Origin of the sequence: Tateyamaria sp. (genome assembly GCF_039945315.1) — a bacterium.
Taxonomy (GTDB): Bacteria; Pseudomonadota; Alphaproteobacteria; order Rhodobacterales; family Rhodobacteraceae; genus Tateyamaria.
Genome location: NZ_JBDUXB010000052.1, coordinates 243,084 through 268,732 on the forward strand (window position 1 = coordinate 243,084; position 25,649 = coordinate 268,732).

Annotated in this window: 33 protein-coding genes and 1 tRNA gene; 18 read left to right on the top strand and 16 right to left on the bottom strand. The window is 59.6% G+C overall.

All coding sequences use genetic code 11. From position 1 onward, the window contains the following. Nucleotides 1–125 precede the first annotated feature (125 nt). The 6 genes from ABJD00_RS17280 (at nucleotide 126) to urtE (ending at nucleotide 6,785) form a co-directional block, all read left to right on the top strand. Complete coding sequence (locus ABJD00_RS17280) at nucleotides 126–509, top strand: hypothetical protein (RefSeq protein WP_413832926.1); 384 nt, start codon at nucleotides 126–128, stop codon at nucleotides 507–509. Between the two features lie 295 nt (nucleotides 510–804). Then, on the top strand, nucleotides 805–2,082 hold the full coding sequence (gene urtA / locus ABJD00_RS17285) for an urea ABC transporter substrate-binding protein (RefSeq protein WP_413832928.1): 1,278 nt from the start codon (nucleotides 805–807) through the stop codon (nucleotides 2,080–2,082). A 65-nt stretch (nucleotides 2,083–2,147) separates the two neighbouring features. Then, entirely contained in the window at nucleotides 2,148–4,103 is a 1,956-nt protein-coding gene (urtB, locus tag ABJD00_RS17290; RefSeq protein ID WP_413832930.1) for an urea ABC transporter permease subunit UrtB, read from the top strand. Nucleotides 4,104–4,106: 3 nt separating this feature from the next. Further along, nucleotides 4,107–5,351 carry an urea ABC transporter permease subunit UrtC gene (urtC, locus tag ABJD00_RS17295; protein WP_413832932.1) on the top strand — a complete coding sequence of 415 codons (1,245 nt, stop codon included), beginning with the start codon at nucleotides 4,107–4,109 and terminating at the stop codon, nucleotides 5,349–5,351. After that, nucleotides 5,348–6,088, top strand: coding sequence for an urea ABC transporter ATP-binding protein UrtD (gene urtD, locus ABJD00_RS17300; protein WP_108836562.1), 741 nt, complete (start codon nucleotides 5,348–5,350; stop codon nucleotides 6,086–6,088). Before urtC ends, urtD begins: the two co-directional genes overlap by 4 nt. Beyond that, entirely contained in the window at nucleotides 6,078–6,785 is a 708-nt protein-coding gene (gene urtE, locus ABJD00_RS17305; RefSeq protein WP_413832935.1) for an urea ABC transporter ATP-binding subunit UrtE, read from the top strand. The genes urtD and urtE overlap by 11 nt, the downstream gene beginning before the upstream one ends. A 7-nt stretch (nucleotides 6,786–6,792) precedes the next feature. On the opposite strand, the gene ABJD00_RS17310 is transcribed toward urtE, so the two are convergent. Continuing rightward, the gene (locus ABJD00_RS17310) at nucleotides 6,793–7,755 is read right to left on the bottom strand and encodes a hypothetical protein (RefSeq protein ID WP_413832937.1); all 963 of its coding nucleotides are present in this window, start codon (nucleotides 7,753–7,755) and stop codon (nucleotides 6,793–6,795) included. Then, entirely contained in the window at nucleotides 7,752–8,606 is an 855-nt protein-coding gene (locus ABJD00_RS17315; RefSeq protein ID WP_413832939.1) for a DUF6502 family protein, read from the bottom strand. Before ABJD00_RS17315 ends, ABJD00_RS17310 begins: the two co-directional genes overlap by 4 nt. Nucleotides 8,607–8,763: 157 nt before the next feature. On the opposite strand from ABJD00_RS17315, the gene ABJD00_RS17320 reads away from it, so the two are divergent. Then, complete coding sequence (locus ABJD00_RS17320; RefSeq protein ID WP_234423559.1) at nucleotides 8,764–9,252, top strand: fasciclin domain-containing protein; 489 nt, start codon at nucleotides 8,764–8,766, stop codon at nucleotides 9,250–9,252. 54 nt (nucleotides 9,253–9,306) lie between these two features. Here ABJD00_RS17320 and ABJD00_RS17325 read toward each other — a convergent pair whose 3' ends face one another. Then, nucleotides 9,307–10,449, bottom strand: a complete 1,143-nt coding sequence (locus ABJD00_RS17325; protein ID WP_413832941.1) for an alpha-D-ribose 1-methylphosphonate 5-triphosphate diphosphatase — start codon at nucleotides 10,447–10,449, stop codon at nucleotides 9,307–9,309. Nucleotides 10,450–10,483: 34 nt separating this feature from the next. Here ABJD00_RS17325 and ABJD00_RS17330 point away from each other — a divergent pair, with 34 nt between their 5' ends. Then, nucleotides 10,484–11,164 (top strand): DUF1045 domain-containing protein, encoded by a 681-nt coding sequence (locus tag ABJD00_RS17330; RefSeq protein WP_413832943.1) that lies wholly within the window; start codon nucleotides 10,484–10,486, stop codon nucleotides 11,162–11,164. Here ABJD00_RS17330 and phnN read toward each other — a convergent pair. The 8 genes from phnN to phnG form a co-directional block, all read right to left on the bottom strand. Beyond that, on the bottom strand, nucleotides 11,146–11,688 hold the full coding sequence (phnN, locus tag ABJD00_RS17335) for a phosphonate metabolism protein/1,5-bisphosphokinase (PRPP-forming) PhnN (RefSeq protein ID WP_413832945.1): 543 nt from the start codon (nucleotides 11,686–11,688) through the stop codon (nucleotides 11,146–11,148). The two genes, ABJD00_RS17330 and phnN, sit on opposite strands and share 19 nt — an antisense overlap. Beyond that, a complete protein-coding gene (gene phnL / locus ABJD00_RS17340) occupies nucleotides 11,685–12,368 on the bottom strand; it encodes a phosphonate C-P lyase system protein PhnL (RefSeq protein ID WP_413832947.1) in 684 nt (227 codons plus the stop codon). Before phnL ends, phnN begins: the two co-directional genes overlap by 4 nt. Before the next feature lie 41 nt (nucleotides 12,369–12,409). Next, the gene (phnK, locus tag ABJD00_RS17345) at nucleotides 12,410–13,189 is read right to left on the bottom strand and encodes a phosphonate C-P lyase system protein PhnK (protein ID WP_413832949.1); all 780 of its coding nucleotides are present in this window, start codon (nucleotides 13,187–13,189) and stop codon (nucleotides 12,410–12,412) included. Continuing rightward, nucleotides 13,176–13,565 (bottom strand): VOC family protein, encoded by a 390-nt coding sequence (locus ABJD00_RS17350; protein WP_413832951.1) that lies wholly within the window; start codon nucleotides 13,563–13,565, stop codon nucleotides 13,176–13,178. The genes phnK and ABJD00_RS17350 overlap by 14 nt, the downstream gene beginning before the upstream one ends. Beyond that, a complete protein-coding gene (locus tag ABJD00_RS17355; RefSeq protein ID WP_413832953.1) occupies nucleotides 13,562–14,434 on the bottom strand; it encodes an alpha-D-ribose 1-methylphosphonate 5-phosphate C-P-lyase PhnJ in 873 nt (290 codons plus the stop codon). Before ABJD00_RS17355 ends, ABJD00_RS17350 begins: the two co-directional genes overlap by 4 nt. 208 nt (nucleotides 14,435–14,642) lie before the next feature. Beyond that, nucleotides 14,643–15,734, bottom strand: coding sequence for a carbon-phosphorus lyase complex subunit PhnI (locus ABJD00_RS17360; RefSeq protein WP_413832955.1), 1,092 nt, complete (start codon nucleotides 15,732–15,734; stop codon nucleotides 14,643–14,645). A 2-nt stretch (nucleotides 15,735–15,736) separates the two neighbouring features. After that, nucleotides 15,737–16,297, bottom strand: coding sequence for a phosphonate C-P lyase system protein PhnH (gene phnH / locus ABJD00_RS17365; RefSeq protein ID WP_413832957.1), 561 nt, complete (start codon nucleotides 16,295–16,297; stop codon nucleotides 15,737–15,739). Further along, nucleotides 16,297–16,752 carry a phosphonate C-P lyase system protein PhnG gene (gene phnG / locus ABJD00_RS17370; protein ID WP_413832959.1) on the bottom strand — a complete coding sequence of 152 codons (456 nt, stop codon included), beginning with the start codon at nucleotides 16,750–16,752 and terminating at the stop codon, nucleotides 16,297–16,299. The genes phnH and phnG overlap by 1 nt, the downstream gene beginning before the upstream one ends. A 102-nt stretch (nucleotides 16,753–16,854) precedes the next feature. Here phnG and phnF point away from each other — a divergent pair, with 102 nt between their 5' ends. After that, entirely contained in the window at nucleotides 16,855–17,565 is a 711-nt protein-coding gene (phnF, locus tag ABJD00_RS17375) for a phosphonate metabolism transcriptional regulator PhnF (RefSeq protein ID WP_413832961.1), read from the top strand. A 57-nt stretch (nucleotides 17,566–17,622) separates the two neighbouring features. Here the strand turns inward: phnF and ABJD00_RS17380 are convergent, their stop codons facing one another. From ABJD00_RS17380 to ABJD00_RS17390, 3 genes are all read right to left on the bottom strand, one after another. Beyond that, a complete protein-coding gene (locus ABJD00_RS17380) occupies nucleotides 17,623–17,856 on the bottom strand; it encodes a hypothetical protein (protein WP_413832963.1) in 234 nt (77 codons plus the stop codon). A gap of 435 nt (nucleotides 17,857–18,291) precedes the next feature. Then, nucleotides 18,292–18,624, bottom strand: a complete 333-nt coding sequence (locus ABJD00_RS17385) for a hypothetical protein (RefSeq protein ID WP_413832965.1) — start codon at nucleotides 18,622–18,624, stop codon at nucleotides 18,292–18,294. A 382-nt stretch (nucleotides 18,625–19,006) separates the two neighbouring features. Beyond that, a tRNA-Thr gene (locus ABJD00_RS17390) sits at nucleotides 19,007–19,081 on the bottom strand. Nucleotides 19,082–19,165: 84 nt separating this feature from the next. Here ABJD00_RS17390 and ABJD00_RS17395 point away from each other — a divergent pair. From ABJD00_RS17395 to ABJD00_RS17435, 9 genes are all read left to right on the top strand, one after another. Continuing rightward, nucleotides 19,166–19,327 (top strand): hypothetical protein, encoded by a 162-nt coding sequence (locus tag ABJD00_RS17395; RefSeq protein WP_199913640.1) that lies wholly within the window; start codon nucleotides 19,166–19,168, stop codon nucleotides 19,325–19,327. Continuing rightward, nucleotides 19,320–20,591 carry a UDP-N-acetylglucosamine 1-carboxyvinyltransferase gene (gene murA / locus ABJD00_RS17400; protein ID WP_413832967.1) on the top strand — a complete coding sequence of 424 codons (1,272 nt, stop codon included), beginning with the start codon at nucleotides 19,320–19,322 and terminating at the stop codon, nucleotides 20,589–20,591. The genes ABJD00_RS17395 and murA overlap by 8 nt, the downstream gene beginning before the upstream one ends. Further along, nucleotides 20,588–21,055 carry a DUF2948 family protein gene (locus ABJD00_RS17405; protein ID WP_413832969.1) on the top strand — a complete coding sequence of 156 codons (468 nt, stop codon included), beginning with the start codon at nucleotides 20,588–20,590 and terminating at the stop codon, nucleotides 21,053–21,055. The genes murA and ABJD00_RS17405 overlap by 4 nt, the downstream gene beginning before the upstream one ends. Continuing rightward, a complete protein-coding gene (locus tag ABJD00_RS17410; RefSeq protein WP_413832971.1) occupies nucleotides 21,048–21,554 on the top strand; it encodes an N-acetyltransferase family protein in 507 nt (168 codons plus the stop codon). The genes ABJD00_RS17405 and ABJD00_RS17410 overlap by 8 nt, the downstream gene beginning before the upstream one ends. A gap of 92 nt (nucleotides 21,555–21,646) precedes the next feature. Then, entirely contained in the window at nucleotides 21,647–22,948 is a 1,302-nt protein-coding gene (gene hisD / locus ABJD00_RS17415; RefSeq protein ID WP_413832973.1) for a histidinol dehydrogenase, read from the top strand. A 162-nt stretch (nucleotides 22,949–23,110) separates the two neighbouring features. Then, entirely contained in the window at nucleotides 23,111–23,590 is a 480-nt protein-coding gene (locus tag ABJD00_RS17420; RefSeq protein WP_413832975.1) for a UPF0262 family protein, read from the top strand. After that, complete coding sequence (locus tag ABJD00_RS17425) at nucleotides 23,591–24,052, top strand: low molecular weight phosphatase family protein (protein WP_413832977.1); 462 nt, start codon at nucleotides 23,591–23,593, stop codon at nucleotides 24,050–24,052. It abuts the gene before it with no gap. After that, complete coding sequence (locus ABJD00_RS17430) at nucleotides 24,052–24,444, top strand: ketosteroid isomerase-related protein (protein WP_413832979.1); 393 nt, start codon at nucleotides 24,052–24,054, stop codon at nucleotides 24,442–24,444. Before ABJD00_RS17425 ends, ABJD00_RS17430 begins: the two co-directional genes overlap by 1 nt. Beyond that, nucleotides 24,441–25,022, top strand: coding sequence for a GNAT family N-acetyltransferase (locus tag ABJD00_RS17435; RefSeq protein WP_413832981.1), 582 nt, complete (start codon nucleotides 24,441–24,443; stop codon nucleotides 25,020–25,022). The genes ABJD00_RS17430 and ABJD00_RS17435 overlap by 4 nt, the downstream gene beginning before the upstream one ends. Before the next feature lie 7 nt (nucleotides 25,023–25,029). Here ABJD00_RS17435 and ABJD00_RS17440 read toward each other — a convergent pair whose 3' ends face one another. Both ABJD00_RS17440 and ABJD00_RS17445 read right to left on the bottom strand, forming a co-directional pair. Continuing rightward, a complete protein-coding gene (locus ABJD00_RS17440) occupies nucleotides 25,030–25,392 on the bottom strand; it encodes a hypothetical protein (RefSeq protein ID WP_413832983.1) in 363 nt (120 codons plus the stop codon). A gap of 136 nt (nucleotides 25,393–25,528) precedes the next feature. Further along, a partial coding sequence (locus ABJD00_RS17445; RefSeq protein WP_413828751.1) for an IS3 family transposase occupies nucleotides 25,529–25,649 on the bottom strand: 121 nt, incomplete at its 5' end.

The following is a 25,649-nucleotide window of genomic DNA, read 5'->3' on the forward strand; positions in this document are numbered from 1 at the left end:
AACACCTGCGGCTTTCCGCGCTCAAGTGATCAGCATCTGTTTTCAGACACTTAGCAGCTGTTTGTCTATAAAAGTTTTTAAACTGCACGCTTGCACGGCACAAATTAAGATGCAAAGCTGCTTTTATGAGCAGTTTAAGAACGCTGATAGCAAGCGCACTGATCATGATAGGCCTGAGTGGTACGGCGCGCGCCTATGACGATCTGGTGTTGGTGTTTGCCGGTTGCACAGGCCGTATGTCTGCTGAAATGGAATTTGCGTGGTTGATGAGCGACGCGCGCTCGGACGCGTTGCAGGATCAGCGGCAACGTTTTGTCACGCTTCTGGATGCTGTGATGCCGGCGGAACGCGCCCGCGAAACACTGAACCATCGGATCGAGGCTAAACTTGCGCATTCGGCCATGCTGACCACCGCTCATTTTGGGGCCGATGAACGATTGGCTCGGCTCGCCAAGCAGCGCGCTGAGGTCGGTGTGCAAACTTGCCGAACGCTCCTGCTTGAAGGGTAGCCGGTCACTTTCGCGCAGAAAGCCCGCTTAAAAACGCAGCAGGTAGCGCCAAAATAGCCCAATAATTAATCTATTTCGCGGGTCTGCTCAGAAATCGCGCAAGATAGACTCGGCCCCGTTGCTGCAGCGCAGCTAACTAGGCGTCGGTCCGATCTTGGGCCGATAAATTGTGCGGCGGCGTCAGTTTTCGAAGGCTAAACACCACCGCACGCGCCTAAACTTAAAGCGCAAGGGTGATATGAGGTCGTTTGGTCCATTTCGCAATGCCCTCGCGCGCCGCGCTAGAGGAAACGCAATGTCAAAAACTCTTTTTGGAACCACTGCTGCCGTGCTGCTGGCAACTGTGCTCCCCGCCGTCGCCTGCGATGCCCCGATCAAAGTGGGTGTTCTGCACTCGCTGTCCGGCACGATGGCGATCTCTGAAACAACACTCAAAGACACCATGGAAATGTTGGTTGAACAGCAAAACGAAAAGGGCGGCCTGCTCGGCTGCGACCTTGAAGCGGTTGTTGTCGACCCTGCATCCGACTGGCCCCTGTTCGCTGAAAAAGCGCGTGAACTGCTGACCGTTCAGGAAGTAGATGTGATCTTTGGGTCGTGGACGTCTGTGTCGCGCAAGTCCGCGCTGCCCGTTCTTGAAGAGCTGAACGGCCTGATGTTCTACCCTGTGCAGTACGAAGGTGAAGAAAGCTCCAAGAACGTCTTCTACACTGGCGCTGCCCCCAACCAACAGGCGATCCCGGCCACCGATTACTTCCTTGAAGAACTGGAAGTCGAAAAGTTCGCGCTGCTGGGCACCGACTATGTCTATCCCCGCACAACGAACAACATTCTTGAAGCTTACCTTCAGGAAAAAGGCATCGCTGCCGAAGACATCTTTGTGAACTATACGCCATTTGGTCACTCTGACTGGTCCAAGATCGTTGCAGACGTTGTGGCGCTGGGCGCTGACGGTAAGAAAGTCGGCGTGATTTCCACCATCAACGGCGACGCCAACATTGGCTTCTACAAAGAACTGGCAGCCGCTGGCATCTCTGCGGATGACATCCCGGTCGTGGCCTTCTCGGTTGGTGAAGAAGAGCTGTCCGGCCTCGACACATCCGATCTGGTCGGTCACCTCGCTGCCTGGAACTACTTCCAGTCTGCGGAATCTGATGCCAACGAGGCATGGGTCGAAGCATGGAAAGCCCGTATGGGTGAGGAGCGTGTGACCAACGACCCAATGGAGGCCCACTTTATCGGCTTTAATATGTGGGTGAACGCGGCCACAGCGGCTGGCACTACAGACGTCGATGCCGTGCGCACCGCGATGTACGGTCAAGAGTTCCCGAACCTCACAGGCGGTACCGCTGTAATGTTGCCCAACCACCACTTGGCCAAGCCGGTTCTGATCGGTGAAATCCAGGCGGACGGTCAGTTCGACATTATCTCTGCGACCGAGCCGGTTCCGGGCGATGCATGGACCGACTTCCTGCCAGAGTCGGCTGTTCTCAAGTCGGATTGGGCCGAGCTGGGCTGCGGTATGTACAACACCGAAACCAGCACCTGCGTGCAGATCGAATCCAACTACTAATCTGAATTGAAAGACTTTTCAGGGGGCGGGCTATCCGCCCCCTGATCACCTTGGGGCAGGTATACATGCAACGACTTCTGGCCTTACTGATTTGCCTTGGCCTCGCATTTCCAGTCTCTGCCCAAAACGCAGATGCCCCCATTCAGCAAGTGATGCAGACCCATGCAGACCTGCTGGCCAAAGCGTCCCGGAAAACCATTCAGGTTGCCATTGATGCGTTGACCGACAGCGGTTTGCCTGCGGCCCAAGAGGTGCTGCAACGCTGGCAGAACAAAGAGATGTGGCTGGACGAAGAAACCGGCCTGTTCGTTTTTGCCGAAGAGATTGACCGCAGTACCATTCGCATCTTCGAGGTGTCAGACGGCATGGATTTGGGCCAGGTGCCGGATGACGGATACAAACAACTCAAGCCGAACAGCGGCGTGCGCGGTTTGATTGCCGCCGCCTTGGTAAAATTTCAACTGACCGATCCGGATACGTCCGTGCGCCTGACTGCGCTTGATGCTATTTCGCGCGACCCTGACAAGACACACTTGCCCGCCTTGCGCGATGTTATGGATCGCGAAGGCGACCCGGCCCTCTCGGCCCAGATGACGCGGCTGGAACGCTTGCTGACAATCGAGTTCGGCGCGGATGACAATGAAAAGATTGACGCGATTTCCTACTTCGCGGGCGATCTGGGTGTGGATGCCCGCGCTGCTTTGAACCCACTTGTTGCCACCCGGATTGAGGTCGGCGAGGCCGTGCCAGTGGGTGCTGAAGTTATCCGCGTCGTCACACCGGGGGATGAAACCCTGCCCAAGGCCGAAGCCTACGAACTGCTTGTACGGGCTGATCTTGCCCCGCCGCTGATACCCGCGAACCAAGTACGCGAAGCACTGATCCGCAATATTGATGGCGACACTGTCGCCGGTGTGCAGGTCGCAAGCCTTGATACAGACAGTGCGCGCAACGCGGCCTTTGCAACGCTGGTAGAACAGGGCCTCGCAGAACCGGCGGCAACGACGGAAGAGATCGACACGGCCCTTGGCGCTTATCAGTTCTACGAGGTCTTCATCGGCGCTCCACCCGGCGTTGCAATCGCAGCACAAGCGGTGCTGAGTGATATTGAGACCTCCGTCGCGCTGAACCAGACAGCAGACCTCGCGCTCGACGCCATCTCGCTGGCCTCGATCTATTTCCTCGCCGCGATCGGCCTTGCCATCACCTTTGGCGTGATGGGTGTAATCAACATGGCCCACGGCGAATTCATCATGATGGGCGCCTATACGGGTTATGTCGTGCAGCTGTTCGTGCCCGATCACACATTGTCGATCCTGCTGGCCATTCCGCTGGCCTTCATGGTGACCTTTGGGGCCGGTGTTGCGATGGAACGGCTCGTGATCCGCTGGCTCTATCACCGGCCATTGGAAACCCTGCTGGCCACCTTCGGGGTCTCCATCGCCCTGCAGCAACTGGCCAAGAACATCTTTGGCACGCAAGCCCGGCCACTGACAGCCCCCGGCTGGCTTGATGGGTCCATGGTGATCAACGACATTGTTTCGATCAGCTATATCCGCATCGCGATTTTCATCCTTGCGCTGATCTTCCTCGCCATCTTCCTGATCGTGATGAACCGCACGCGCCTAGGGCTTGAGGTCCGCGCCGTCACGCAAAACCCGCGCATGGCGGCGTCGATGGGGATCAACCCGGATCGGATCAACATGCTGACCTTTGGGTTCGGGTCGGGTATCGCGGGCATCGCCGGGGTCGCCATCGGGCTTTATGCCAAGGTCACGTCCGAGATGGGGTCCGACTATATCGTCCAATCCTTTATGACCGTAGTTGTCGGCGGCGTTGGCAACATCTGGGGCACCCTGTTGGGGGCCGCCATGGTGGGAACCATGCAAAAAGGGATCGAGTGGCTGAACCCGTCCAACACACTGGCGGCCCAAACCTACATGATCCTTTTCATCATCCTGTTCATCCAGTTCCGCCCTCGTGGCATTATCGCCCTCAAGGGCCGTGCGGCGGAGGCGTAGATCATGAGTACAGCAGCCCTTGCCTCGCGCCGTCCGTTCATCGCGCGTCACCCGTCGGTCCTGATCTTTATGGCGTGCCTTGCGCTTTTCACCATCAGCGTCACGATCCTTGCCGAAGGGTTCGGGATCGGCGTCATCTCGACAAGCTTTGTCAAAACTCTAGGCAAGACTCTGTGCCTGTGCATGGTCGCGCTCGCGATGGATCTGGTCTGGGGCTACTGCGGCATCCTCAGCCTTGGCCATATGGCGTTCTTTGGCATTGGCGGCTACGCGATCGGCATGTGGCTGATGTATGCGCGCACCGAGATCATTGTGGTGCAAAGCCTTGCGGCAGCTCCGCTACCTCCCACAGCAGGGGAGATTTCCCAAGGGATTGCGACGCAGATCTTTGGTGTGGTCGGGGCCTCTGAATTCCCGCCAATCTGGGCCTTTGCACATTCCTTGCCTCTGCAACTGGCCGCTATCGTGATTGTGCCGGGGCTGCTCGCGCTGATCTTTGGCTGGCTCGCTTTCCGCAGCCGGGTCACAGGCGTGTACCTCTCGATCCTGACACAGGCGATGACGCTCGCCCTGTCCCTATATCTGTTCCAGAACGACTCCGGACTGCGCGGCAACAACGGTCTTTCGGGCCTGCAAAACCTCCCCGGTATGGGGGACGTACCCCAGGCCACGGTTTCCATCTGGTTCCTTTGGGCGTCGGCGCTGGGTCTCGGCCTTGCCTATCTTCTTTGTGCGTGGGTCGTTTCAGGCAAGTTCGGGTCGGTCATCCGCGCGATCCGTGATGATGAGGCGCGGGTGCGCTTTCTTGGCTATTCGGTTGAGGCCTACAAGCTGACCATCTTCACCCTGACTGCGGTGATCGCCGCTATTGCAGGCGCGCTCTATTACCCGCAGGCGGGCATTATCAACCCGGCAGAAATCGCGCCCATCGCTTCGATCTACCTTGCTGTCTGGGTCGCCATCGGCGGGCGCGGACGGCTGTATGGTGCGGTCATCGGTGCGGCCTTCGTGTCCCTTGTATCCACATGGTTCACAGGCGGGCAGGCGCCAGACGTCAACCTTGGCTTTTATGTGATCTCATGGGTGGACTGGTGGACCGTGCTGCTTGGCTTCTCCTTTGTGGCAGTCACGCTGTTCGCGCCCAAAGGCATCGGTGGGCTGCTCGACATGATCCCGAGCCCCAACCGCCATGGCGCGGATCTTGGGCCTGATGCCGGGTCTTTGCGCGAAAGCGAGGCGAATAAATGAGCACACTTCTCGAAGTCTCGGGCGTCTCCAAAACCTTTGACGGGTTCAAGGCGATCAACAACCTGTCTTTTCAGATCGGCGAGCCAGAAATGCGCGCCGTGATTGGGCCCAATGGGGCGGGTAAAACCACATTCATGGACATCGTGACGGGCAAGACCAAGCCAGACGAGGGCACGGTGTTGTTTGGCGAAAAGTCCCGGTCCTTGCTGAAGCTGAGCGAGAGCCAGATCGCTCAGGCGGGCATTGGCCGCAAATTCCAGCGCCCCACGGTGTTTGAGGATCAAAGTGTCGCCGACAACCTGATGATGGCGTTGAAAAAAGACCGCAGCCCGTGGGCTGTCTTGCGTTTTCGCCCCGCGCGCGAAGATCACGAGGCGGTCGCAAAGCTGGCCGAGGAGATCGGTCTGACTGACCAGTTGCCGCGCAAGTCGGGTGAGTTGAGCCATGGCCAGAAACAGTGGCTGGAGATTGGGATGCTGCTGGCGCAGGACCCTCGACTGTTGCTGGTGGACGAGCCAGCCGCTGGCATGACCCCGGCAGAGCGGGAGCACACCACCGACATTCTGGTGGAAGCGGCCAAGACTCGCGCGGTGGTCGTGGTTGAGCATGACATGGAGTTTGTGCGCCGTCTGAACTGCAAGGTAACGGTGCTGCACGAAGGATCGGTGCTGGCCGAGGGCAGCTTGGATCACGTCACCGCAAATGAGAAAGTGATCGAGGTGTATCTTGGCAGATAACGTCCTCAGCATTTCGGACCTGACGCTGCACTATGGCGGCAGCCAGATCCTGAACCGGGTCAGCGTGACGGCCAAACGTGGTGAGGTGACCTGTGTGATGGGCACCAATGGCGTTGGCAAAACGAGCCTGCTCAAGGCCATTTCTGGCACACACCCCCGTTCGGGCGGGACCTATAAGTTGGACGGGGTCGAGATTGGCCGCGCCTCGGCCCATGCGCTTGCGCAAGCCGGGGTGGCCTATGTCCCCCAAGGGCGCGAGATTTTTCCGTTTCTGACAGTGAAAGAGAACCTCGAAACTGGTTTTGCCTGCCTGCCAAGGTCTGAACGGTCCGTGCCAGAAGAGATTTTCGACCTGTTCCCGATCCTCAAGGAGTTCCTTGGCCGGCGCGGGGGCGATTTGTCTGGCGGTCAGCAACAACAGTTGGCCATCGCGCGCGCCCTCGTGACCCGACCCAAACTGTTGCTGCTGGACGAGCCAACCGAGGGCATCCAGCCTAATATCATCCAGCAGATTGGCCGCGTGATTGCGCAGCTGCGCGACAGGGGCGATATGGGTATTGTACTGGTCGAACAGTATTTCGACTTTGCCCGAGAGTTAGGGGATCAGTTTCTGGTGCTGGAACGCGGCGCGGAAAAGCTGAGCGGACGTAGCGACGAGATCGAGCGAGACACCTTGTTGGCGGCTGTCTCCGTCTGATCCAGAACTACAGTGCGTCAATGGGTTTGGCGGCTGTGCCGATCAGTCCTTTGGCAAAATTCTCACCCTCCGCAGGGCGCAGCAGGGCCTGACGCGTTCCTTGATTTTCGGGCAGTACAACCGCGCGACGCGCCCGGAACCGTCCGTCATAGCGGCCGAAATAAAGAGCGCGCGCTTGCGCGAATGGGTTGAGCGCAAGGCGGCGGTCAAAGCTGTGACCGAGGCCGGAAATGCGGAAGCCGGGGGCGGCTGCGATGGGTTCAAGGTATCCTTCGATGGACAGTTGGCGCAGGGCTTGCCCACCCCGGAAGCGCCCCAGTTCCAACGATGTGGCGGTGAGGGTGCCGTCAGCGAATTTGCCCGCAGCGATGGCGAACTGGCCCGCAATCAAAATTCCGCCCTCTGGCAGGGCGACGGGAGTTTGTCCGATTTTCCAACCTGTTCCCGGGCTGCCAACAGCCACACCTGCAACGCTGTCTATGTCGCTTGGGATGGCCTGCACAAGGCTGCCGCGTAGGGAGCCATCGGGTTGCCACAGCCCGTGCGCTGCCACGCGCTGACCGGCAAAGGCGGCGGCACGGGCGATCTGCACGGACGTTCCGTTGATCGCAAAGCCACGCGATGTGCGCATGAGCGTGCCGATCAGCGGCGAGTCGATGTCGATGTGTTGCGCTTCGAACCGGCCACGGCGGGCGTAGGCCACCATGCTAAGGGCTGTGCCTGGCACCAGCATGCTGTCACTTGCCGCACTGCCATTGGCAAAGATGCGAGTGGTGCCGGGTATTTCGACTCGCAAACCGTTGACCAGCACGCTGCCCGTGCCTGTCATCAGTCCCACGATCCCGGTCCCGCCGATGCCGCCTTCAAACGGGTCATCGCCCAGCTGCGCCGTAGATATGGCCGGAGCACAACCGGTCAGGGCTGTTGCCCCCATCAGGCTCAGAATGTGGCGTCGATTGAGGCGTGTCACGTCTTGTCCGGCCCTTGTGTGTCTGTGCCTGTATCCGCGTCTTCGCGGTAAAAATAAACCCCCAGACGGTAGCGTTGGCGCGGCCCGCTTTTGCCTTTGTCACGCCGATGGGCGGCGCTGCTTTTGCGGTTGAGGTCTTCGAGCATTGTCTGGGCTTGCGCGCGCGCCGAAGCCTCGACCCCGTCCACAGCCATGGGCGTCATCTGATTGTAGAAAACCGAGCGTTCAAAGAAGGGCGTGGTGTCCGCCAGCAGGTTTTCCGTGGCAGCGGCAAGGTGATCGCCGACGTTGGCGCCAAAGAACGCCTCTTTGTCGGACGCAGCAGCGGTGCCCACGATCGCTTCAGCATTCAAGTGCAACAAGTCTTCCTTCGCGGTGACAAGTCCGCCCCGTTCCAGCTCATCCAGAACTGTACGGGGACGCACGTCCTTGCTGATCGATCGGACAAGGGTTTCGAAACTCTGGCCGTCATCAGACGCGCGGGGCAGGGGCCGGGACGCGCCAGATGCATCGGTAAAGTCAGGGTTCGACATCCATTGCCCGATGATCGTGGCCAGAAGGGCGCTTTTGCGCCGCGCCTCAGACGTGCCGTCATCGGTTTCGGCGCGGATTGTGCGGATGTCTTTGCGGTGTACGCCGGTCAACATTGCGATGCGGCTGTCGGTCGGCGGGGTGCCGTCCAGGCCAAAACTTTCCTGTGCGACCTCGACATAGACCCGTTTGAGCAGTGCATAGATTACTGGTGCCGTCAGCCCACGTGCAATCATTGTGCGCACCAGTGGGCGCAGTAACCCCCTGAGAACACGAACAAATGCGTCAGATGCATTGGATGGATCGATGCTTGCCATCATATTAGATTAAGGGCGCGTGGAATTTTTTTCCACGCGATTCCTTGATTTTCCTCAATCGTGCGTCACTTCGCCTCGTGTGGGAAAAATTCCCACTCACAAATGCAACACGACAAGAGTGATGGCCGCCCGCGCCCCACCTGACCAAGGAGACTAAGAAATGAAACGCCGTAGCTTTATGAAAATGACCGTTGCCGGTGCCACCCTCGCAGCTCTCGGTGCCTGTGCCGAATTCAGCTCAGAACCTGATATCGTCGATACCGCTGTCGCAGCCGGTTCTTTCACCACTCTGGTGGCTGCTGTGCAGGCTGCTGGTCTCGTTGACACGCTGAAAAGCCCGGGCCCCTTCACAGTCTTTGCTCCAACAGACGCAGCCTTTGCCAAGCTGCCAGCGGGCACTGTCGACAGCCTGCTGTTGCCTGAAAACAAAGACAAACTGGTTGCGATCCTGACGTACCACGTTGTGCCCGGTCAAACGCTGTCCACTGATCTTGCCGGTCAACGTCTGGGCGTCACCACAGTGAACGGCGCGGACCTGCACATTGATGGCCGCAATGGCGTCAAAGTCGAAAAAGCAAACGTTGTCCAAGCCGACATTCTGGCATCGAACGGCGTGATCCACGTCATCGACAGCGTGCTGCTGCCATAACCCACTCCGTACCGACCCTCGTGCAGTGTGTCTGTGCGGGGGTCTCTTCTGCCTTTAGGCGACTTGTGCGCCAAGGCTCCAGACTTGGCGCGCCACGGGTGTATGGTCATCCAGCGCAAAGCGGACCACATCCGCCCGCTTGCCAATCTCCACCACACCGCGATCCTTTAGGTCCACAGACCGGGCGGGATTGGCCGTGGCGGTAGCGAGCCCCCGCGCCATGTCCCCCCAGATTTCACCCAGTTGCACCGCTGACATCAGCAGAGCGGCGGGCACATAGTCAGACGAAACGATGTCGAGCAGATCCTGCTCGGCAAGGTCCTTGGCGGCCACATTGCCAGAATGTGAACCACCCCGCACAAGGTTCGGCGCGCCCATGATGATCGCAATGCCGTGGTCGCGACACGCCTGCGCCGCTTCAGCAGTCGTGGGAAATTCAGCCATCGTCACGCCGTGCACAGCAGAGGTTGCGACCTGTTCGACTGTGGTGTCGTCGTGGCTGGCCAGAACGGCCCCCAGTCGCAAGCCCTCTTGCACCGCCGCAGCTTCGTGCGCAGCCCCAAGCCGTTTCTGTAATCCTTGCAACTTGGCGAGATGCTCGGCGAATTCCTCAGCGCTGAGGTTATTCTTGCCCATCACATAGGCCTTCATCTTGGCGATGTCGCGGAACTGACGCTGCCCCGGGGTGTGGTCCATCAGGCTGACGATGCCGACGCGGTCGTCAGGTGTGAACTCAGCCAACTCCTCGGTCAGGGTCTCGGAACAAATCTCGGCCCTCAAGTGGAGGAAGTGGCTGACCTTGAGCGCCCCGCGGGCGCGCAATGCGAGCATTTCAGACGATAACTCGCGGGCGTATTTCTTGTACCGCGCCTTGGCAGAAGGGATCGACCCCACGCGCATCGCATCAAAAACGGTGGTGATCCCGCAGCCCGCCATTTCGCGGTCATGGGCAAGGATTGCGGCGCTGTGTGGCCAAGCAACTCCGGGGCGGGGCGAGATATGGCGTTCAAGATTGTCGGTGTGCAGTTCTATCAGCCCGGGGGCCAGATAGTCGCCACCGCAATCGAGAGCACCTGAGGGAACCGACGCTCCTGGATCAATCGCGCTGATTACCCCGTCGTTCAATTTCAGGCAGCCGGTGACGACCTCATCCCTCAGGATCAGCTTGGCGTTGGCGAGGATCGTTTCTTGTGTCATGTGGATGTCATCTCAAACTGGAATGGGATCGAATATGTTTACGCGCTACGCCATCTACTACACGCCAGCACCCGGAACGCCGCTGGCCGAGTTCGGTGCAAACTGGCTGGGGTGGGACAGCGCGACCGGAACAGCGCGGGCGCACCCGAATGTGGACGGGACGGACGTCGAGAAGATCACGGCAACTCCGCACAAATACGGCTTCCACGGCACAATCAAACCGCCCTTCCGGCTGGCAGAGGGAATGACAGCGCAAGGTCTGGCAGATGCGGTGGCCACGTTGTGCGCCGATGCCGCCCCCGTCACGCTGGAAGGGTTGGAACTGGCCCGTCTGGGCCGCTTTCTGGCGCTGGTGCCGTCGGGCGATGCTTCGACACTCGGAATCCTCGCGGCCCGCGCCGTCCAAGAACTGGATGCTTTCCGCGCTGCCCCGAATGAAGCCGAACTGGCCAAGCGTCGCGCCTCCCGACTGAGTGCGGCCCAGGAGGAACATCTGGTCCGTTGGGGCTACCCTTACGTGCTCGACCAGTTCCGCTTTCACCTGACGCTGAGCGGAAAGTTGGAGGCGGACGTGATTGAACCGGTGCAAAGCGCGCTCGCGGCCCCGGTGTCCGCCCTCGATCTGGCACCTTATGGGATCAATGGTCTGACCCTGCTGGGCGAAGACGACGCTGGAAAGTTTCACCAGATCCACCGCTATGCCCTGACCGGATAAAGTGCTGAGAGGGTCGTTTGCACCGTTGCATCCAATGTCCCAGAGTTGTCGATTGTGATCGCGGGAACACCATCGGGTAACCCCGACCCTGCACGCGCCAGCCGCCGTTTGATCTCCTCCGCGTCCTCGCGCCCACGTGCGGCAAGGCGGGCGGCCAAAAAATCCGCGGTCGCCGTGAGGGCGATGGTGACAAGCCCGGGAAAACGCAAGGCTGCCTCAACCAGCACCCCGCGCGACAGGTTCACCAGCATGTCGCGCCCGGCCCCAAGGTCGGCGTCGACATCCGCAGGCACACCGTAAAACAGCCCATGCGCGCCCCAGTGCAATGCAAACTCGCCCTCGGCAAGCCGCGCTTTGAACTCGGCCACGTTCACTCCCTCAAACACTTCTCCGCCTGCTGCGCTGGGCCGGGTGATCACGCGGCGCACAAGGCCAAGGCGCGGATCAGCGTGCGCCATGGCCTCCATCACCGTGTCCTTGCCAACGCCGGACGGTCCGACGACAGCAATCAACCGACCGCTCATGCCGCGACCTCTGGAGTAAAGTCGCTGACATCGACTTCGCGATCACAAACCTCTGTTCGCGCAGCGTCATCATGGAAGATGCCGACGATGGCCACCCCGCGCGCCTTGGCGGCAAGGATCAGGTCCAGCACCACGGCGCGGTTGGTCGCATCAAGGCTGGCGGTGGGTTCGTCCAGCAGCATCGCCGGGTATTCAAAGGCAAAGCCGCGCGCGATGTTCACACGTTGCTGTTCGCCCCCCGAAAAGGTGGTCGGGCTAAGCGTCCAAAGCCGTTCGGGAATGTTCAGCCGGGACAGCAGATCGCGCGCCCGCACTTCTGCCGTAGCGCTGTCCACGCCAACCGCACGCAGGGGTTCTGCGACCACCTCAAGTGTGGGGACACGCGGGACCACGCGCAGAAACTGGCTCACATAGCCAAGTGTCGTGCGGCGCAATTCCAGTATCGCGCGCGGGGCGGCACTGGCCACATCAACATCCCCGACCATGATGCGCCCGGCCTGCGCTGTGTAGTTGCCATAAATCATGCGCATCAGAGTGGACTTGCCCGCACCCGACGCGCCGACCAGCGCCACGCACTCACCGGGGGCAATAGACAGAGTGGCACCGTCCATCACCGGGATGATCGCACTGCCCTGATTGTGCAGGACAAAGCTTTTGGCGACATTTTCTATTTTGATCATGGTCATGTTTCTTCTGACAAAAATATTTAGGTTTGGAGCGCTCACACCTGCAACACACTCGACACCAGCAGCTGGGTATAGCCGTGCTGCGGGTCATCCAGCACCTGATCGGTCAGGCCTGTCTCAACCACGTACCCGTCCTTCATCACCATCAGCCGGTGCGCCAGCAGACGCACAACGGCAAGATCATGGGTGACGATGATCGCGCTCAGGCCCATCTCGCGTACCAAACCTCGCAACAGATCAAGTAGCCGGGCCTGCACTGACACATCCAGACCACCGGTCGGTTCGTCCATGAACACCAGACGCGGCCCCGTCACCAGATTGCGCGCGATCTGCAGACGTTGCTGCATACCTCCTGAAAACTGGCGGGGGCGGTCGTCAATGCGGTCCTCGGCAATCTCCACCCGGCCCAGCCAGTCGATGGCCGCCCCGCGAATGTCACCATAGTGGCGCGCGCCCACAGCCATCAGCCGTTCGCCGACATTGCCGCCTGCACTCACATTCATGCGCAATCCATCGCGCGCATGCTGGTGCACAAAGGCCCAGTCGGTGCGACCCAACATACGCCGCTCGGGCTCTGACATGGTGACCGTGTCGCGCATGCCCTCGGCGCGGGTGTCAAACATAACCCGGCCCTTATCGGGGGGCAGGTGACCGGCAAGACAGTTAAGCAGCGTGGACTTGCCCGACCCGGACTCGCCCACAATCCCCATGACTTCGCCGGGGTAGAGGTCAAAGGCGACATCTGCACAGCCAATCCGGTGGCCATAGAATTTGGACAGGCCCTCGACCTGCAACAACGGGTTATCTTGGGTCATAGGACAGCTCCAATCGGGTTCCGCCCGGTTCCCGCAACATGCAATGGACTTTTGGACCCTTGCCCGAAAATTCAGGCCCAAATTCGACCACGACGCGGGGCCAGTCCCGCACCTTTTCAAAGATCGCATCCAGCGTGGCGCGATCGGCGACCTTCAGTGCTGTGTGGTGCAGGCCAACCGTTTCATGACGGTCAAACCCAGTGTCGCCGCGTTGTTGCCAGAGGGTCAGTTTGGCCACGCCATCGGTCACATAGGCCGACGGATAGGCGTCATTGCCGCCAAACTGCGTCCAGCCAAGGCAGTCTACGAAGAAATCCCGCGAAGCCGTCAGGTCCGCGACGGTTAATCCGATATGGTCAATTCCAAGCGTGCTCATGCCGCTCCCTCCTGTTCAAGGGGCGCGCCTTGTGCGCCCACATGGCCGGCGCGGCGCCGGCCCTCGCAGTAATCTGTGTCTGAACACATGAACATCCGATTGCCCGCGTCATCGACGATCAATTCGTCCAGATAGCTTTCTGTTGCTCCGCAAAGCCCGCAGGCATGATCGGCCTTGCTGGCCTCAAACGGATAGTCGTCGAAATCGAGGCTGGCGACTTGGGTATAGGGTGGCAGGGCATAAATCCGTTGCTCGCGCCCTGCACCAAACAGCTGGATCGCTGACATTTCCATCTTAGGATTGTCGAACTTTGGGATCGGCGAGGGGTCCATCACATACCGCCCTTCTACCTTTACCGGATAGGCGTAAGCGGTCGCGATCGCACCATGTGCGCTGATGTCTTCATAGAGCTTCACATGCATCAACCCGTAGTCGTCGAGGCTGTGCATTTTGCGCGTCTCCACCTCGGAAGGTTCAAGAAAGCGCAAGGGTTCCGGGATCGGCACCTGATAAACAAGGATCTGGTCTTCGCTCAGCGGCTCTTCGGGAATGCGGTGGCGGGTCTGGATCACGCTCGCCGCGCTGGTCGCCTCGGTCGTGGCGATACCTGCGGTGCGCTCAAAAAACCGGCGGATGGACACTGCGTTGGTGGTATCGTCTGCCCCCTGATCGATGACCTTGAACACATCCTGCGCGGTCATCACTGCGGCAGACACCTGCACCCCGCCCGTGCCCCAACCGTAGGGCATCGGCATCTCGCGGCTGGCAAAGGGCACCTGATATCCCGGTATCGCCAGACCTTTCAGGATTGCGCGGCGGATCATCCGCTTGGTCTGCTCATCCAGATAGGCAAAGTTATAATCCGTCATTCTATTGCCTCAAGTTGTTCGTATTCCAAAGAAGGGGCGGATGAATGAGATGACAAATGCAAATCATTGTAATGATCGTGCTGAGCGTTGCCCTTGGCGGCATCATTTTGGGAACGACCGTAGATCAACTGATCGGCTCGAACAGTCGGCGCGACCGGACCTGACACCAACGCACTAGCGTCGTGATCTGGCTGTTCACTGATCGTCGTCATTCCGCTACCTCCTGATGGGGAACGCGATCCATCGCTTCGCGGCGCAGCTTGCGGATCAGTTCCAATTCAGACTGGAAATCGACGTAGTGGGGCAGTTTGATATGCTCCAGAAATCCCGTCGCCTGAATGTTATCTGCATGATAAAGAACAAATTCTTCGTCCTGCGCAGGCGCGCCGACATTGTCTTCACCTAGCTCTTTCCAACGCAGCGCGCGGTCCACCAATGCCATTGAAATTGCCTTGCGCTCTGACATCCCGAACACCAACCCATAGCCGCGTGTGAACTGAGGCGGTTGGGTTTTGGAACCCTGAAACTGGTTCACTGTCTCGCATTCGGTAAGTTCGACCTCACCGATCTCGATCGCAAAACCCAGTTCCGGAATGTCCATTTCGACCGCGCAAGTCCCAATGCGCAACTCGGCGACAAAAGCGTGGTTGCGCGCGTAACCTCGTTGCGTGGAATAGGCCATGCCCAGCACAAACCCCTCATCTCCGCGCGTCAGCGACTGCAGGCGTAGGGCACGTGCGGCGGGCAGTTCCAGCGGCTCGCGGGTGAGGTCCGGGGGCGTTTCCGGGCCTTCGGGCTCCGGCTGGATCAGGTCCTCGCGGTCCAGAAAGGACATGATGTGCGGCTTGGGGGCCGGGGCCTCCTCCCGCTCAGCCGCCCCGAGCGTCTCGCCGTCTGCTGCCAGTTTGAAATCCAGCAGACGGTGCGTGTAGTCAAATGTTGGGCCCAGCACCTGTCCACCGGGCGCGTCCTTGAACGTGGCCGACACCCGCCGGTCGCAGGCCATGGCGTCGGTGTCCACAGGCTCTGACCCGCCAAAGCGGGGCAGGGTGGTGCGATAGGCGCGGATCAGAAAGATCGCCTCGATCATGTCTCCGCGTGCTTGCTTTATGGCGAGTGCTGCAAGGTCAGGATCATAAAGCGAGCCTTCGGCCATCACCCGGTTCACGGCCAGCTTCAGTTGCCCCTTGATCTGATTGACGCTTAGCTCCGCTACATCCACGGGCCCACGCCGCTCTTCGGCAAGCCACGCGTGGGCGGCGTCAATGGCTTTTTCGCCCCCTTTGACGGCTACATACATGGTCAGGACACCTTTGTGCTGCGGGGCAGGGCGGCGATCTGCGCCCCGCTGGTGAACATGAAATCAAGGCCCAGGGGAAACAGCATGGCGTTGCGCTGGAATGCCTCGATCTCAGGGAGATTCAACGCAGCGATGTCCTTGATCCCCGGACCGCGCAGCGTTGCCCCGGTCTTGGCAATTTTGGGTGTTTCCACAATCACTGTGGCGGACCGGTCTGGGTATTCGGGCGTACCAAGGGCGAGGATATCTATGGGTATCGCATCCCACGTGCCCACCACAAAACTGGCTGCTTCCGCGCTGACCAGCGGAGCACCAGTGTGAAAGGTTATCCAGTCGCGGACTTCGGGCACGTCATACTGACCGGCCAGATGCACACCTGTTTCCGGATCACACAGTGTCATCATGACGGTGCCCGCTGCTACTGACAAAGGCGCGGGCGGCACCGCACCAACTAGGTCTTGGATCGTTCCGGGCCGCGCCATTGCTTGCATCACAGCGCGAAAGGCGTCGGCGGATTGGTGCGGCGGGTCGGTGAAACCACCGGCGAGGCTGGCGTGATCCATCAGTCTTCTCCACGCGCTATTGTGAAAAAATCGACCTTGGTGGCGGCGGCTTTGGCTGCACGTGTCGCAGTGCGTTTGGTGGCTGCATCACGCAACGGGGTCAGCACGCTAGCCTCCACCACGCCTGCCTGATTGGTTTGCATCAGCGCATCAACCAAAGCTGCCGTGCGCGCATGATCCTTGCTGCGCCCCTGCACATAGCCATGACCAACTTCGCCCGTGGCTAGTCGGACAGAGGCCCGGGTCACCGTCATTTCACCCATATTGAATGCTGCGCCAACTGCCCCTGCACGCCCGCGTACCATCACTGCACCAATCTCCGGCGCGCGCAGAACGCTGTGTTCGGGGGCAAGGCCCATTTCAGCCCACAGAGTGTCGACCGATGCCGCATCAGCCTTGGCCAGCACTGACAGCCACGCCTTGCGGGCCGCGTTGGGATCCAGAGTTCCGTCCATCTATACACCTTGCGAAGTTGTCGAGATTGCTATACAACTAGACAAATCATAGGCCCGCTCGCGGCGCCCGTCCACCTAATTCATGTGAAAGTTTTGCGACCCATGGCGCGCACGCCGATCTGGAAATCAATCGCAGCAACGCTTTCGGGCGAAATCAGCGGTGGGCTTTATATGCCCGGTGACAAACTCCCGACCGAGGCACAGCTTGCAACCCGGTTTGGCGTGAACCGTCACACAGTGCGCCACGCGCTCAGCCACCTTGTCGAACAGGGCATCGTACACACGCGGCGCGGGGCGGGGGCATTTGTGGCACAGACACCCACGGATTATCCCATCGGCAAACGTGTGCGCTTTCACCAGAATGTCGCCGCCGCCGGGCGTATCCCGGCCAAAGAGGTGCTGTCGGTCGAGACCCGCCTGCCCAGCAACGCCGAACGCGAAGCGCTGGATATTGAGGCAGGCGCCTTGGTGCATGTTTACGAGGGGCTCAGCCTTGCCGACGGACAACCGATCGCGCTGTTTCGATCTGTCTTTCCCGCGGCGCGGTTTCCGGAACTGCCCCGCGCCCTGCAGTCGTCGGCATCGGTGACGGACGCGCTACGAACTGGCGGCGTCGCAGACTATACCCGTACGTCAACGCGGCTGACGGCCAAGGCGGCGACGGCAACACAGGCCCTGCATCTGCGCATCGCCGAAGGCGCTCCGATACTGCGCAGTGTGGGCGTCAATGTGGATGGAGAAGGCCGCCCGGTGGAATACGGACGCAGTTGGTTTGCCGGCGACCGGGTCACGCTGACGCTGGATCAGGAATGAAGACCATCCGCGACTGTTAGGTCAGCGTGTCGCGACCGCAAACACGGCCCCTCATTCTCAAGCATGAAAAGCGATAGTAACCTTAGCTGGCCACCCGCTGAGCACCCCTTGTGAGACAGGCGTGGTGTCTTTGGTGAGAGCATCCGCGATCCAGACCGCCAAAAGCAGACCGACAGCGCCCACACCGGAATAAGTAAGGACAGCGATCAAAACCGAATAGCCAAGAAAAAGTGTTGTGCCCGCGGCCACGCAGGCCAATACAAACGCTATCACTGAAGCACCCATAGCCATGATCATCTCTCCATTTGGTCTGCGAATGAGAAAAGAGATACACATGGTTCTTTAGTAAGACGTAAACTGGGCAAAGTTGGGATACGCAGGACGAGTCATGGGTTGGGTGCTTGACCCATCCCTTTAATCTCTGTCGTGCGTGCTCAATCCGAAAATGCCGCGGTCGATAAGCTCAGTTAGAACTCTTTTCAAAGTTCAGCATGCAACCAAGGAATGTCGTGACGTTGGCTTTGATGATCTGCCAAGACGGAAGGTGCTGATCGTCATATCTGGCATAGACATCAACGTCATGCACCCGGAAATGGTGCCGGCAACTTTGGTTTACCCCATCGCCTGGACGTCTGCATGAGAACATATCTACCAGCGGGCCGTGCTTGACCCGGTTGGTGAAAAGAATCTTGTGGCGGGGAAATGGCTCGACGGGTTCTATACGGGTTACCCCAATTCCGGGTCATACACTTCTGTCAGACCTCCAAACATTTCGTAGCTTTGTAAATCCCATCGGATCGCAGTATCCAAAACTTTCCGGAGGCCCCAGTTATCGTCGATCAGTATGTCTAGGCTACGTTGCCCGTGTTCATCAAAGAAAGCTTTCAGATCGCGCGATCTTATGGGCTCGAACGTGTCGATATCCACCCGAAACGCATGGCTTGGCACGCTATAGCCTTCGTTGAAATCCCACATATCTTCCAGATAGTTCCGCGGCAGCGTGATTGGCAGCGTTTCGTATTCTAATTCCATGACAAGGAATTGGTTGACGGGTTCCATGCTCCCAAAGACGGGTGTGTCGAGATCAAAAAGAGTGTCGCAAAATGTGGCCGGGAGAAGCGGCGGGGGCTTTGTCAGTCATCGGCGACGGCGGGTGCCACAAGCATTCCCGAGAGAAAGGCACCGGCCAGATTGCATCGCATAAGAGCCTCCCACAGACATGAGCAATTTAGAACTGCAGTTCCCGGCAAAAAGCAAAGCGATACACATGGTTCTTTAGTGGGACGTAAATTGGGCAAAATCGGGATAAACCAGCGTTCCAACCCGTTCCGGTCTTTTGCTCGAATGTGGGCAGCACTTGGCTGTTACCCAATGAGATGCGCGTAAGTCGAGACCAGACGTATGACTGGGAACGCCGTGTCTTCCGGGAATTTGGAAGGTCTGGTGCTGTGAGAGAGGATTGAACTCTCGACCTCACCCTTACCAAGGGTGTGCTCTACCACTGAGCTACCACAGCGCCGTGGGCGGGTGACTAGCCTCAAACGACCCCCCGCGCAACCCCATTCTGGACGCCCCCGCACCCCTGCGCTAGAGAGGCTCCATGGCAGATAAAACCGCACCCAATTCCAAGGCCAAGGATGATCGAGAGGCCCGCCTCAAGGCAGCCCTCAAGGCGAATCTGGGCCGGCGCAAGGCACAGGCCAAGGCGCGCACGGATACGGACAAAGCGGATCAGGCAGGCAAGGAGCAGGACGATGGATAGTATTGTGGTACGCGGCAATGGCCCGCTGAGCGGGCAGATCCCGATTGCGGGGGCCAAAAACGCATGTCTTGCGCTGATGCCGGCAACGCTGCTGAGCGATGAACCCCTGACGCTCACCAACGCACCGCGGCTCAGCGATATCGCCACCATGACCCAACTGCTCCAGTCACTCGGGGCCGAAGTTACGTCGATGCAGGACGGGCAGGTGCAGGCGATGTCCTGTCACGGGGGGATCAATACGCGGGCCGAATATGACATCGTGCGAAAGATGCGGGCCTCTAACCTTGTGCTGGGCCCGCTTTTGGCCCGCGAAGGGCGCGCCGAAGTTTCGCTGCCCGGGGGCTGTGCCATTGGTGCGCGGCCCATGGACATCCACACGGACGGGTTGGCCAAGATGGGAGCCGAGATCGACCTGCGCGATGGCTACCTGCATGCCAAAGCCGACGGCGGCACGCTAAAGGGGGCGGTGATCGATTTCCCCTTTGCATCTGTTGGTGCCACGGAAAACATCCTGATGGCAGCCACACTCGCTAAAGGCACCACAGTGATCAACAACGCGGCACGTGAGCCCGAGATCGTGGACCTCGCTGCATGCCTGCGGGCCATGGGCGCGCAGATTGACGGCGACGGCACATCGACGATCACGATCCAAGGGGTCGACCGCCTGCACGGGGCCACGCACCGGGTCGTGACAGACCGGATTGAACTGGGCACGTATATGCTTGCCCCGGCCATTTGCGGCGGAGAGGTTGAACTGTTGGGCGGACGTATCGATCTGGTTGGCGCATTCTGTGAGAAGCTGGACGCCGCCGGGATCAGCGTGGAAGAGACCGAAAAAGGCCTCAAAGTGCACCGCAAAAACGGGCGTATCCGGGCTGTGGATGTGGTGACCGAACCTTTCCCGGGTTTCCCCACAGACCTGCAGGCGCAGATGATGGCACTGCTGTGCACTGCCGAAGGGACGTCCGTTCTGGAAGAGAAAATCTTTGAAAATCGGTTCATGCATGCGCCAGAACTGACCCGCATGGGCGCCAATATCGAAGTGCACGGCGGGACCGCGACAGTTACCGGCGTGGAAAAGCTGAAAGGTGCACCCGTGATGGCCACGGACCTGCGTGCCTCTGTCAGCCTGATCCTTGCAGGTCTTGCCGCCGAAGGGGAAACGCGGGTGGCGCGGGTCTATCACCTTGATCGTGGTTACGAGCATGTGGTGCGCAAACTGTCTGGTGTGGGCGCACAGATCGAAAGGGTGCAGGGCGAATGACGGATGCACGGTTTGAGGATGGGCGCGAAGCACCACTAAACCTTGGCGCACTGGATGGCGATGATTTGCAGGTGATTTCGTCTCTTGCACAAGACGCAGTCTTTCCAATCACTGAAATGACCTATGCACGCAGCCAGCGGCGTTTTGCCCTGCTGATCAACCGGTTCCGCTGGGAAGACCAAGGGGCCGGTAGGCATGCACCCGAACGGGTGCAATCGGTGTTGGCCTTTGACACGGTGCTGTCAGTGTCGAGCCAAGGCATCGACCGCAGCGACAAGGACCTGATCCTGTCCCTGCTTTCGATCAGCTTTGAGGAAGAGACCGACGGCGCGGGACATATCCTGCTGACCCTTGCCGGGGATGGCGCGATCAGGCTGCAGGTCGAGGCGATCGAGGCGACCCTCAAGGACGTCACACGGCCCTATGTTGCCCCGTCCAAGTCCGTGCCCGAACACGATGACTGACGCAGTCATCCGCGCTGCCACGCCGGAGGACGTAGAAGTCTGGCGGGCCTTGCGGATGGATGGGATTACGCGACATCCGCAAGCCTTTATCGTTACGGCAGAAGAAGCCGCAGTGGTACCGATCGAAGAGGACGCAAAGCGGCTTTCAAATGGCGACCGGTTTTTGGCTTTTCTGAACGGCGTGCCTGTCGGTCTGATCGGGCTCAACCGTCAAGGAATGCCCCGCACTGCGCATCGTGGCGAAATCGGCCCGCTCTATGTGGCCCCGAATGCGCGTGGGCAAGGCATTGCTGACGGGCTGCTGATGGCCGCAATAGACGCGGCGCAAGAGATGGACGTCTGGCAGCTCGAGCTTTCGGTCTTTGTGGAAAATGCGCCCGCGATCGCGCTTTATGAGCGCCATGGATTTGAGCTGGCCGGCAAAATTCCAAATGCCATTGCCGGTGCAAATGGGTTTGAGGATGATCTGATCATGATCCGCATTCTCGCAAAGCCCTGACATGGGCTGCGCACGTGTAGGTGCCCCGACACATCGCCACCTTGAGACCACCCCGCTGGCCCGCTATGTCCCCGGGAGACGGAGAAATGCCAATGCCCCAGTTCCTTGACTATAGCGATGCCGATTTCGAGGCGCGTTTTATCGATCTGCTGAACGCCAAGCGCGAAGACAGCCCGGACGTAGATGCTGTGGTGGCGGACATTTTATCGGATGTGCGCGCCCGAGGAGACGCCGCAGTCATCGAGTTGACGGAGCGATTTGACCGGATCGCACTGACACCCGGGACCCTGCGGATCACGCCCGCAGAGGTTGCGGCAGCGACAGAACAGGTGGATGACGCGGACCGTGCGGCGCTTGAATTGGCAGCCGCGCGTATCCGGGCCTATCACGCCCGCCAGATGCCAGAGGATGCGCAGTGGACGGATGACGCCGGCGCGACGCTTGGGTGGCGCTGGACGCCCGTATCGGCGGCTGGTCTCTATGTACCGGGCGGGTTGGCGAGCTATCCGTCCTCCGTTCTGATGAATGCCATTCCCGCCAAAGTCGCCGGAGTAGGGCGTCTTGCCATCACCGTGCCAGCACCGGATGGGGTGCTGAATCCGCTGGTGTTGCTGGCGGCCCAGATTTCGGGTGTGGACGAGATCTATCGCATCGGCGGCGCGCAGGCGATTGCGGCGCTGGCCTATGGCACAGACACCATTGCGCCTGTGGACAAGATCACGGGACCCGGCAATGCCTTTGTCGCGGCCGCCAAACGCCGGGTGTTCGGCAAGGTCGGCATCGACATGATCGCGGGACCGTCAGAGATTCTGGTGATTGCGGATGCAGACAACGATCCGGACTGGATCGCTCTCGATCTGCTCAGTCAGGCCGAACATGACGAAAGCGCTCAATCGCTTCTCATCACAACGGATGCTGGATTTGGCCGTGCGGTAGCAGATGCGGTGAACAAACGTCTCGAAACACTGGAACGGCGCGCGATTGCCGGGGCCAGCTGGCGGGATTTCGGGGCCATCGTAACGGTGCCATCATTGGATGTGGCCGCTGCCTTGTCTGACCGGATTGCGCCCGAGCATCTGGAACTGTGTGTGGCTGACCCCGCGGCTCTCTCGGCACAGATCACCCATGCCGGCGCTATATTCCTTGGCCAGTGGACGCCTGAAGCCATCGGCGACTACATCGGCGGACCCAATCACGTTTTGCCTACCGCGCGCTCGGCGCGCTTTTCTTCCGGTCTGTCGGTGATGGATTTTGTGAAACGGACAACGCTGGCACAGATGAGCCCCGAGGCCCTGCGCGCCATTGGGCCGGGGGCCGAGCGACTCGCGGCCTCAGAAAGCCTTGAGGCACACGGTTTGTCAGTGACGGCGCGTTTGCGTAAATTGAACGACTGACACAGCGAAAGCCCGAGCCAGTTGCAGCCCGTTTCAGCACTTACTGAGACGAAAGGCTGCATTTTCGGGCCCGTTGGAAATATCGGACGGTTCCCATTGTGTTGCCCTTAGGGCTTGCGTAAGCATCTCGTCCTGAACGTTTGCAAACTGACTGCTGTTGCCATGACCCGTATCGCCCAGATCACTCTTGATGACGCCAACCTTCCGCCTCCCACGCCCGAAATCGAGCAGGAGCGGAAAGTGGCTATGTTCGACTTGCTGGAGGACAATACATTTGTCCTGCCCGCGCGCGACGGACGCGTCGTGCCAGAAGGCCCATATGCAGTGGGCTTGTCGATCCGCGACAAGCGGCTGGTCTTTGATGTGGAAACGCAAAACGCGGAAAAAGCGGCAGAATTTCACCTGTCTCTTGGCCCCTTCCGGCAGGTAGTCAAAGACTACTTTCAGATCTGCGAAAGCTATTTCGAGGCTGTCAAAAAGCTGCCCCCCTCGCAGATCGAAACCATCGACATGGCCCGGCGCGGGATCCACAACGAGGGCAGCCGCGTGTTGCAGGAACGTCTGGAAGGCAAGGCCGAAGTCGACACAGACACAGCCCGCCGTCTCTTCACCCTGATCTGTGTCCTTCATTTTGGCGGATAGATGACTGATCCACTGCCGCAATCCGTGCTCTTTTGCTGCGATCACAATGCGGTCCGATCCCCGATGGCCGAGGGGATCATGAAAAAGTTCTTTGGACAGGGCACCTATGTGCAGTCCGTTGGGGTCAAGAACGACATGGAAATCGATGGGTTCTCGATTGCCGTCTGTCAGGAGCTGGGTGTGGAACTCAGCCGCCATCGCTCGCGCAGTTTTGACGAGATGGAGGAGTGGGGGGATGACCTGTCATCCTTCGATCTGGTGGTGGCCCTGTCCCCGGCCAGCCAGCGTCGCGCGCTCGAGCTGACGCGGTTTTATCACCTCGAAGTCGAATATTGGCCGATCCTTGATCCAACTGGGCTTGGGGAGACGCGCGAAGCCAAGCTGGACAGCTATCGCTCCGCCCGCGACCAGATCATCACGCGCCTGACCGACCGCTGGGGTCCGGCACAGGAAGGCGGGTGATGGAGATCGTCGGGCGCTATTTCGATGCCTTCAACGCAGGCGACACTGAGGCCATGCTCGCCTGCCTGACGGAAAATGTAGCCCATCACGTCAATGAAGGGCAGGTGCGCACCGGCCGCGCGGCCTTTGGCGAGTTTTGCAAGCATATGGCGCGTTGCTATGACGAACGGCTCAGTGACATGGTGATCCTGACCGACCCTTCGGGCACCCGGGCGGCGGCTGAATATGTGGTGAACGGCACGTATCTGGCGAGCGACTCTGGTCTGCCGGAGGCACATGGGCAAACCTATACACTGCCTGCGGGGTCGTTCTTTGATCTGTCCGAGGGGCGCATTGCTCGCGTAACAACCTACTACAACCTCGCGGACTGGATCCGGCAGGTCAGCACATGAGAGTGGAGACGCTGACCGGGGCAGCGCTGAGCGAAGCCCTCGACGACATCGCACGCCTGCGCATGGCGGTCTTCCGCGACTGGCCTTACCTCTACGAAGGCACTATGGAGAACGAGCACAGATATCTGCAAGCCTACCAGGTGTCGGAGCGCGCGATTGCGCTGGCTGTCTATGACGGGGACTGGCTCGTAGGGGCTTCTACCGGGGCCCCACTCTCCGAACATGCCGAGGATTTTGGCGAAGCGTTCGAGGGCACGCCATTTGATGTCGAAAAGATCTTTTACTGCGGGGAAAGCGTGTTGTTGCCACGCTATCGGGGGCAGGGCATCGGGCACCAGTTCTTTGAGGCGCGCGAAGACTATGCGCGCGGCTTGGGGTTCGAGAAAATCTGTTTTTCCAGCGTTGTACGCCCGCCGGACCATCCCCTGAAACCCTCTGACTACCGCGCGCTTGACCCGTTCTGGAAAAAACGGGGCTATGATCGCCTGCCCGGTGTTGTGGCGCAGTTTACCTGGAAAGACGTCGATCAGGTGAGCGAGACGGCCAAGCCACTGCAGATGTGGATGCGCGATCTCTAAGTGCGGATCAGGTGCATATCTGGGCGGCCTTGTCCCCGTAGGCCTTCCAGCGCAGCCAGAACCGCTCGTCTAAAGACCGCTCCGACGTACGCACGTCCTGTGCCTCTTGCGGATCAGTGAAAAAGCCAGCCCCCCGGCGCTGATCCGATGGATCAAGCGATTGGTTGGCCACTGCCTGCACGCATCCACACTGCGCGCGACTGGCCTGTTTGCGGCCCGCGTCGCGACATGCGCTGTAGATCGGGCCGGTGGCAAACATCACCGCCGGGGCGATTGTCGGATTGACGGCGGTCGAGCGTGAGCCGCTGCTGGAACAGCCCACAAGCGCGATAGCGCAAATCGCAGCGATCAGACACGTGCTCTGGTTCATAGATGTCACCTCTGCTCTGGCGGGTTCTGCCGCTCTGACTGGGACAGAGTATGTCGAATTTCGGAGGCGGGGGCAATTCACGTTCCTATATTTGCGGCCAATCAGGGCAAAAAGGAACTGAGGTGCCCCTAGTTTCCTAGACGCCTGCCTCGTTCATCTTCTTCTGTTTGATTTCATAGTTAACCGGCGACAGCATACCGTTGTTGGTGTGCTTGCGTGTCGGGTTGTAGAACATCTCGATGTATTCGAACACGTCC